This is a genomic window from Ligilactobacillus sp. (assembly GCF_036846325.1).
Taxonomy (GTDB): Bacteria; Bacillota; Bacilli; order Lactobacillales; family Lactobacillaceae; genus Ligilactobacillus.
Window position 1 is genome coordinate 1 of the sequence record NZ_DAIUCE010000085.1, and the last position, 7697, is coordinate 7697.

Annotated in this window: 9 protein-coding genes; 1 reads left to right on the forward strand and 8 read right to left on the reverse strand. The window is 47.0% G+C overall.

Features of this window, described 5'->3' with window-relative positions:
* Window positions 1-353 precede the first annotated feature (353 nt).
* The 7 genes from V7Z60_RS07805 to V7Z60_RS07835 all read right to left on the reverse strand — a co-directional run bounded on the left by V7Z60_RS07805 (window position 354) and on the right by V7Z60_RS07835 (window position 5624).
* Entirely contained in the window at window positions 354-1211 is an 858-nt protein-coding gene (locus V7Z60_RS07805; protein ID WP_334117274.1) for a hypothetical protein, read from the reverse strand.
* Between the two features lie 33 nt (window positions 1212-1244).
* Complete coding sequence (locus V7Z60_RS07810) at window positions 1245-2075, reverse strand: alpha/beta hydrolase (RefSeq protein ID WP_334117275.1); 831 nt, start codon at window positions 2073-2075, stop codon at window positions 1245-1247.
* Between the two features lie 52 nt (window positions 2076-2127).
* The gene (locus tag V7Z60_RS07815) at window positions 2128-2469 is read right to left on the reverse strand and encodes an AzlD domain-containing protein (RefSeq protein ID WP_039122599.1); all 342 of its coding nucleotides are present in this window, start codon (window positions 2467-2469) and stop codon (window positions 2128-2130) included.
* Window positions 2470-2472: 3 nt separating this feature from the next.
* On the reverse strand, window positions 2473-3240 hold the full coding sequence (locus V7Z60_RS07820; protein ID WP_334117276.1) for an AzlC family ABC transporter permease: 768 nt from the start codon (window positions 3238-3240) through the stop codon (window positions 2473-2475).
* Window positions 3241-3400: 160 nt separating this feature from the next.
* Window positions 3401-4777 carry a TrkH family potassium uptake protein gene (locus tag V7Z60_RS07825; RefSeq protein WP_334117277.1) on the reverse strand — a complete coding sequence of 459 codons (1377 nt, stop codon included), beginning with the start codon at window positions 4775-4777 and terminating at the stop codon, window positions 3401-3403.
* Between the two features lie 8 nt (window positions 4778-4785).
* Window positions 4786-5043 carry a hypothetical protein gene (locus V7Z60_RS07830; protein WP_334117278.1) on the reverse strand — a complete coding sequence of 86 codons (258 nt, stop codon included), beginning with the start codon at window positions 5041-5043 and terminating at the stop codon, window positions 4786-4788.
* A gap of 59 nt (window positions 5044-5102) precedes the next feature.
* Window positions 5103-5624 carry a DUF1836 domain-containing protein gene (locus tag V7Z60_RS07835; protein WP_334117279.1) on the reverse strand — a complete coding sequence of 174 codons (522 nt, stop codon included), beginning with the start codon at window positions 5622-5624 and terminating at the stop codon, window positions 5103-5105.
* A 196-nt stretch (window positions 5625-5820) separates the two neighbouring features.
* On the opposite strand from V7Z60_RS07835, the gene V7Z60_RS07840 reads away from it, so the two are divergent.
* Window positions 5821-6648 carry a DegV family protein gene (locus tag V7Z60_RS07840; protein ID WP_334117280.1) on the forward strand — a complete coding sequence of 276 codons (828 nt, stop codon included), beginning with the start codon at window positions 5821-5823 and terminating at the stop codon, window positions 6646-6648.
* Window positions 6649-6776: 128 nt separating this feature from the next.
* On the opposite strand, the gene V7Z60_RS07845 is transcribed toward V7Z60_RS07840, so the two are convergent.
* Window positions 6777-7697, reverse strand: a 921-nt coding sequence (locus tag V7Z60_RS07845; RefSeq protein WP_334117281.1) for a YhgE/Pip family protein, incomplete at its 5' end; no start/stop codon positions are given.

A 7697-nucleotide genomic window follows, 5' to 3' on the forward strand; every position in this document is an offset into this window, starting at 1 on the left:
ATTATGCAAGGTGTGGAGCCGAGCGGTCATGAGCCCGTACACAAGCATGAAGGCGAGTGAAACTCGTCTAGGGAGTCACTGCTTGTGATAGGGCGAATGCGAGGCAGAACCAGATTATGCAAGGTGTGGAGCCGAGCGATCATGACCCCGTAAATCCTAGCTCCCGATTACGGGCAAAACGACGATTTTTGGGATTTGACCGTAAATCCCAGCTACCGATTACATCAAATCAAGAACCTTTCAAAACAGCGATTGCTGACAACAGCACTGCATTTCCCACGAAGGGAACATCCTAATTTTCCCCAATCCGCAAAAAAACGCAGGGCCACTTTGCCGCTGCGTCACAATAATCCTTATTTAAATTCGTCTGCCACCTGCTTGACTGACTTTCCTTCACGCTTGGCACGCAGGATAACCTGACGAACCTGCTCATCCGTGAAGGCCTTTTCGTTGAGTCCTTGTGCCTTCAAATCTCTGCGGGCCTGTTTCACCTGCGCATCAGTTAACTTGCTTTCAGCTGCGGAGGCCGCAGAATCAGAAATGCCGCTGACGACGTCCTGTTTGGTATTTTTCGAATACTTCCGCGACCTGGTCCTGTTCGCATCAGATGAATCGTCATCGACGGTATATCCGAGCGAACGAAGGATACGGTCGTTATATTCCTTCAATTTTCTGGCATTGTTATAGACGTCGCGGTAATAGCTTTCATTGATGCTGCCATAACCGAGGATAACCGCAAGTTTCGTGTTGGAAGCAGTATATTCATAGTTTTCCGAAAGTGTTTTGGCTTTCCTGTAAGCCTTCAGGAAAATCTTTCTTTCCTTGATGACTTCCTTGAGCTCTGCTGCAAGTCCCGATGACCGCTGAACGAGAAGAGACGAGCCTGAATCAACGTTGGCAACGCGCTGAAACTTTTGACAGGCAGCAGCATACTTGCCGTTGTTCATATCCGTCAACCCCCGCTGGTAATCAGTCAGCTGATCGACAACGGTCGTTGCAAAGTCATCGTTTGGCTTCTTCTTCAAGGCATCCCGATACGAAAGCCTGGCAGCATCATAGTTGCCGTCACGAATGCTCTGCTTGCCGGCCTCAATCGCCTGATTATAATATTTTTGCGTTTCCACCTTCCTGGTATAGCCGTATCCGACGAAAAAAACGGCCAGAACAACGCCGACGACCGTCCACCATGCCCATCTTTTCAATAGCCTCACCTCTTTTACAGCTTACTTCACATTATACCATGTTTAACCGTCCCGATTAAAGATTGACGTGTTCGGAAAATTGTCCTCAAGCCATCTTTTTAAAAGCAAAACCCAGCTTTGGACGTCCTTTTCGACATAGGTTTCATTTTTTGCACTGACTTTTGTTCCGAGTCCCAGACCATGCTTTCCTTTCGGATAAACATGAAGTTCAAACGGGATTGCGTTTTCGCTCAAAGCCTCAGCTAAAAGAAGGCTGTTCTGAACGGGAACTGTCCGGTCGGCGAAAGTCTGCCAGATAAACGCTTCCGGCGTTTTGTCATTCACTCTTTCTTCAAGAGAAAATGCAGAGCTTCGTCCCATCAGTTCATCTCCCAAAAGGTTTTCAAACGATCCCTGATGCCAATATCTGCCTGACGTTATCACCGGATAGCATAGAATCATTCCTGCCGGGCGAATCAACTTTTCATCATATCCAAACTTCTCAATCTCATCAGGAATGATTCCAAGGCAGGCCGCCAGATGCCCGCCTGCGGAAAACCCCATTACCAGAATCTTTTCCTCATCAATGTTGAACCGCTCTGCATTTTCCCTGAGGAATAAAACTCCCTGCGCAAGTTCGCACAAAGCTGCAGGAAACCTCCTGGGGGCACAGCTGTATCGCAAAATGCAGACTGCGCAGTCCATCGAGAGAAGTTCCAGTGCGACCGGCTCAGCTTCACGATCCGAAGTTTTCGCATATGATCCGCCGGGACAGATGATGATTGCCCTTCTCCTGCGATGCGGTTCAATCTCTTCGGAATTGTCCGGAATATAGCAGATCAGCTTCGCATCACCTGTCAACGGTGTTTTCAACGTGTGTTCGAAATATCTCATTTTAAGCCCTCTTCAGCAAAAAAGCCGGGATAACCCCAGCCGAATTAATCTTTCAAATTGGAAATGCCATTGCCAGCAATGCAACGGCAACGAGGCCCAGCACAACGGAAAGGCCCATTGACCGTGAGCGATAGGCAACGATTGCAACCAGCACGGAAGCAAGAATCTTTGCCATGTAATCGCATCCGACGAACGTGTACGTTTTCGTATTCATGAAAACGTCCTTTACGACCAAAGCCGTAAAAAGCGAAACCGGGACATATTTCATCCATTCATTGAACCACTTGGGAATCTCACGCGTTGAAAAAATGCGCAACGGGATAAAACGCGGCCCGAAAGCAACCAGCATTGATAAAAGAATCAAAATGAAATGATCCATCGTTGACATGTTCATACGCTACTCTCCTGACTTGCTAATGACTTTGCGACTCGCTTTTGGCTTGATTCGTTTGAGCCAAAAACCCTTCTCCCTGCCCTTCTTCACCAAGGTGTCTTCGATGATGAATCCAACGAGCGAAGCAATCAGCGTCGCAACGACAAGTCCCATCGTACTCTTCAAAAGCGTCATCGAGATGATTGCAAGAACGGCTGAAAGGAAACTGATCAAAATCGTCAGCTTATTCTTAATCTGCATCATGATCATATACAGGAACAAAGCAGTCAGGGCATAGTCAACGATTGCAAGATCAATTGTAATCACGTTGCCGATCAAACTGCCAACGAGGTTTGAAAGCGTCCAGAAGAGCAGCGAGTAGTGCTCGACCATCAGGGCGTCTTTTGGAGTCCATTCCTTATCAGTGGCAAATTTAAGATAATTAACCGCATAGTTTTCATCATTAAGAGAAACGGCGAAGAAATACAGAAACTTTTTGCTCGTTCCACGAACATACTGCGACAAGCTTGATCCTAACAAGGCATAACGCAGTTCAAGGAAGAACAGCATAACCAGAATCGTATGCATTGGGGCATTGACGGTCAGCATCGATGCAATCATGAACTGAGCACCGCCCGAAAAGACAAGCAATGAGACCAAAGCCGTCATTAAAGGGTTGAACCCTGCAGCATTAAGCAAAATGCCGCAGGCAACACCAATCGGGATGTAACTCAAACATAAAGGCATCGAAACCTGAAAGACCTCTGCCCAACGTGGTTGTTCTTTTTCCAAGGTAATCCTCCATCAAATCATAGAAATAATAGATCTAACTGTACGTCATATATAAATCGTGTAAATTTACACAAATTTAAAAAACCCTCGCAAAATCGATTATAACATAATATGTTATTCATTCGAAATCGAAAATGGGGGTTTAACCCAAATCTAACAATTATCCGATAATGATCTTTTCCGTTGGAAGCTCATAGCTGAGATCGCGATTGCGCTTCGGAACAAAGAACAGCAGAGTATAAAGCATCCCGATTCGCCCGACAAACATCAGGACAATGATGACGATTTTTCCGACAAGGGTCAGACTGCTCGTGATTCCAAGAGAAAGTCCCGTGGTCCCGAATGCCGATGCGACTTCGAACACGATCGAAAGAAGCGATGCATTCTCCGTAATCGACAGGATCAGAATCGCTCCCACGCACAGGATAGTCGACAGGCCGACTACCACGATTGCCTTTTGAACGTCGTCTCTTCCAATGCGGCGATTGAAAATATTGATATTGTTGTGTCCGCGAATGAACGAGAACATGTAGAGAATGAAAATGCCGACGGTCGTCGTTCGAACTCCGCCGCCAACGGAGCTGGGACTTGCGCCGATAAACATCAGAATTGACAGAATCAGAATCGTCGTCGTGTTGAATTCAGCCATATTGTTGATCTGAAGCCCTGCATTTCGCGAGGAAACGCTGTAGAACATCGCCGTCATCAATTTGTCAAACCAGTCCTGGCGAGACAGCGTTCCGCGCATTTCCGAAAAATAAATCAGGACCGTGCCGACGATGAAAAAGAAAACCGCAAAAAAGACTGCCATTTTTGCAAACAACGAAAAACGGAATCTGCGTTTCGTCGTGTGCCTGCTGAACTTGTAGAAGGCCCAGTTTTCGCACTCAATCAAAACCGGATAGCCAATGCTCCCGATGATGATCAGAATCATCACGACAAACAGGAAGCCGTAATGGTGCCTGAACGGGATGATCGAATTTCCCGTCACGTCAAAACCGGCATTCGTGACCGAACTTACCGAGACGTAAATTCCGTGGAAAAATGCGTCGGGCCAGGTCGTCCAGACACCCGTTGCCTTAAAATAAGCCGCAAAAATAACGCCAAAAACAATCTGAACGGCGATCATCAGACCGAATACCGACGTTACGAGGCGAACCATGCCGCTCAGTCTGGGCTGATTCATGTCGAACTGAATCAGCTGCCTCTGGTGCAGGCTGATCCTTTTGCCGGCAATCACCAGGGCAACGGTTGACAGCATCGTAATGCCGAATCCTCCGACCTGAAACAGGAATTCCAACAAGACGACGCCGCCCTGATTATATACCTGCTCAATCGGAAATGTCGTCAAACCAGTCACGCTGATGGTCGAAACGGCCATGAACAGGGTATCAAGAAACGAAATCTCTGCCCCCGGATTCTTAAAACACGGCAAGCTGAGCATGACAAAGGCAGCCACGGTTGCCAAGACATAATAAGTCACCAGGGACTGAATCGGCGTTGCCTCGCGATAAAGCTCCTTCAGCTTATGAATCATTTCCGTCCTCACTCAATTGCCTTCATTTTCTGGTAGCTGATGACAATTTTCTGTTTAAGATCAATTGCCGTATTCGTATGGTCAAATTCAGGGTCGAAATCAAGAATCGCAGAATTTCTCAATTGCTTTTCGATCACACCGGTAAAGCGATGGCGATGGTACGTGAATTCAACGTGCGTTCCCTTGACAAATGCCTTCCCGATACTTGAAACTTCAATCTCTTTTTCTTCACGAACCTTCTGCTCGCGTTTTTTGGACTGTTCCATCGCAAAAATCCCCCTTTGCTTTCTCTTCCTTCATTATACCGCAAAACGAACGGGTTTTGCTAACCGTCGATTTGCTCATGAAGCAGCGCAAAGTATTTTTCAAGATAGATCTTATGTGCCGCCGTCATGATGATATTGTCAAGCATCCGCTTTTCTTCAGTCCTGTCCTGACCGATTTTCCTAAGAGATTCCTGTATTCCAAAGACGTACCTCAGCGCATTGTCAAGCTCTTCCGTGAAATATTCGTATGCCCTTCTGGTAGGATACGTCCTGCGCTGAATCTCAACTAAAACCTTGAGGTCAGCAAGTGGCAGGACCGTTTTTGAAATTGCAATGAAAAACAGATATGCGAGCTGTTCTTGCGAATACTGCTTCTTAACCGGACTTTCAATCAGATGCTTTTTGACGTAATTGCTGATCATCGAACTCGTCAATTGCGTCCCGTTCAATGGTTCAAGATACTCATTCAAAAACGTCGTCGCCTGTTCCAGATAAAGTCCGACAGTCGGAATTTGATCAAATGTCGGCATCCTGAAGCCTTCAATTGTTGGCACGAGTGCTTTCTTCTTATTGTCAGTCATGTTCCAGTTCCTCTCTAAACTGCCTTATATCAAGCAATTATACCGACAGTGCGTCTTAAGGTCAACAAGACTTTAACAACGGTTTTCGCAAAACTCTTTACAAGCAGCCGATTTAAGTCTATACTCTAGATACAGTTAAAAGGTTTTTAGAAAACCGATGATGGAGAATATAATTCTAAAAAAGGACTTAAAAAACATGATTAAAAAAATTATTTCTGATTCAGGCGCAAACGTTCTTGATTTAAATAACACACCATTTGAGAATATTCCGTTGACAATTCATGTCAACGGCACGGATTATCAAGACGATGCCTCGCTTTCGGTCAGCGAATTTGTTGAAGCGCTTCATCAAAATGACGGAAAAACCTCAACGGCCTGTCCAAGCATTGCTCAATGGCAGGAAGCTTTCAAGGGAGCTGATGAAATCTATGCAGTCACGATTACGAGCGTACTTTCCGGGAGCTACAATTCTGCCGTTCAGGCGGCAGAATTGTACCGCGAAGACCATCCGGAAACAAGGATTCACGTCATCGACTCGCTTTCAGCCGGACCCGAGATGGAACTTATCATCGACAAGCTGAAGGAATTGATCGATGCCGGTCTGGATTTTGACGGAATCTGCGCAAAAATCAATGCCTACAAGGAAAAAACGCACCTGAACTTCGCGCTTGAATCGCTCGATAATCTCGCAAAAAACGGCCGCATAAGTCCGGCGGTGGCCAAAGTCGCCAAAATGCTCAAGATTCGCGTCATCGGCCGTCCGGACGACGGAAAGCTGACACCAATCGGAAAAGCACGCGGCGCAAGAAAGACCATCTCCTATCTGATCAGGGACATGGAAGAACACGGTTTTTCAACCGGACGCGTCATCATTGCGCATATTTTGAACGAAGAAGGTGCAGACAACCTGAAACAGGCCATCCTGGACAGGCATCCGGAAGCTTCTGTCGAAATCAGAACGGCTCGGGGACTTTGCACCTACTATGCCCAAAAAGGCGGCTTGATGGTCGGATACGAAGCATGATTCTGATTTAAAATGCAGAGCACTGAAGCCGCACTGCATTTTGACGAATCAAAAGACATTATACAGACACAAAAAAGGAGCCGGGAATGATTCCCGGCTCCTTTTTGAAGTCAGTCATTTACAACTGTTTAGTTGCCTGGATATTCTGATTCCATTTCTTCATGGAATTCTTGTTCCGGACGGATGACGCGCATTGTAACGTACAACAAGATGAGGAACGCTGCAATGAATATCAGCTGAATCAGAACCGAATGCAAGACCTGATTTGCTCCAAGTCCTGACGTCAATGCTTCACGGAATCCGTAAACAGAGTACGTCATCGGCAAGTATGGGTTGATTGCCTGGAAGAAACCGTTCATTCCGCGAGTGATTTCGATTGGGAACGAACCGCCGCAAGATCCGAGCTGGATAACCAGCAAGATCATCGAGATGAAGCGACCAGGGTTGCCGAATGCCATTGCCATGAACATAATCAGGAACATGGACGTGAACGAGAACGAAACGGCATTCACGATCATCTGAACCGGATGATCCGGATGAAGCCCGCAGACCATCATCAAGACCGTTTCAACCAAAGCATTGCCCGTAGCTACGAGCGCTCCGATCGCAACCTTGCTGAAGAACCATTCCGTTGCGCTGCCGTCTTCCGTTGAAATCCGACGAATCGGATAAACGAGATTGAAGACGAGGCATCCGACGAACAGAGCAACTGACAGCATGTAAGGTGCCAGAGCATAGCCGTAGTTAGGAACGTAGCTGTAATGCTTTTCTTTAAGTTTCGTCGGGCTTGCAAACATTTTTGCATTAGCCGAACCGAGGTTGAGCTTCGTTACGGTATCTGCACCGCCCTTAAGAGCAGAAGCAAGTTTCTTGTTGCCCTTATGAACATCGGTTGCGCCCTTGTCAAGCTTGCCTGAGTTGGCCGCAAGCTTCGATGTGCCGGCCGCAAGCTGTGAAACGCCGTCAGTCAATGTCGGCACTTGGCTGTTGAGCTGGCCGAGGCCGGATGCAAGCTGACCTGCGCCTGAACGCAATGCGCCTGAGTTGGC

Bases quoted from the DNA above. Each gene is read 5' to 3' on its own strand.
- V7Z60_RS07840 (WP_334117280.1), top strand. From the start codon at position 5,821: ATGATTAAAAAAATTATTTCTGATTCAGGCGCAAACGTTCTTGATTTA.
- V7Z60_RS07835 (WP_334117279.1), bottom strand. From the start codon at position 5,624: ATGACTGACAATAAGAAGAAAGCACTCGTGCCAACAATTGAAGGCTTC.
- V7Z60_RS07830 (WP_334117278.1), bottom strand. From the start codon at position 5,043: ATGGAACAGTCCAAAAAACGCGAGCAGAAGGTTCGTGAAGAAAAAGAG.
- V7Z60_RS07815 (WP_039122599.1), bottom strand. From the start codon at position 2,469: ATGAACATGTCAACGATGGATCATTTCATTTTGATTCTTTTATCAATG.
- V7Z60_RS07825 (WP_334117277.1), bottom strand. From the start codon at position 4,777: ATGATTCATAAGCTGAAGGAGCTTTATCGCGAGGCAACGCCGATTCAG.
- V7Z60_RS07810 (WP_334117275.1), bottom strand. From the start codon at position 2,075: ATGAGATATTTCGAACACACGTTGAAAACACCGTTGACAGGTGATGCG.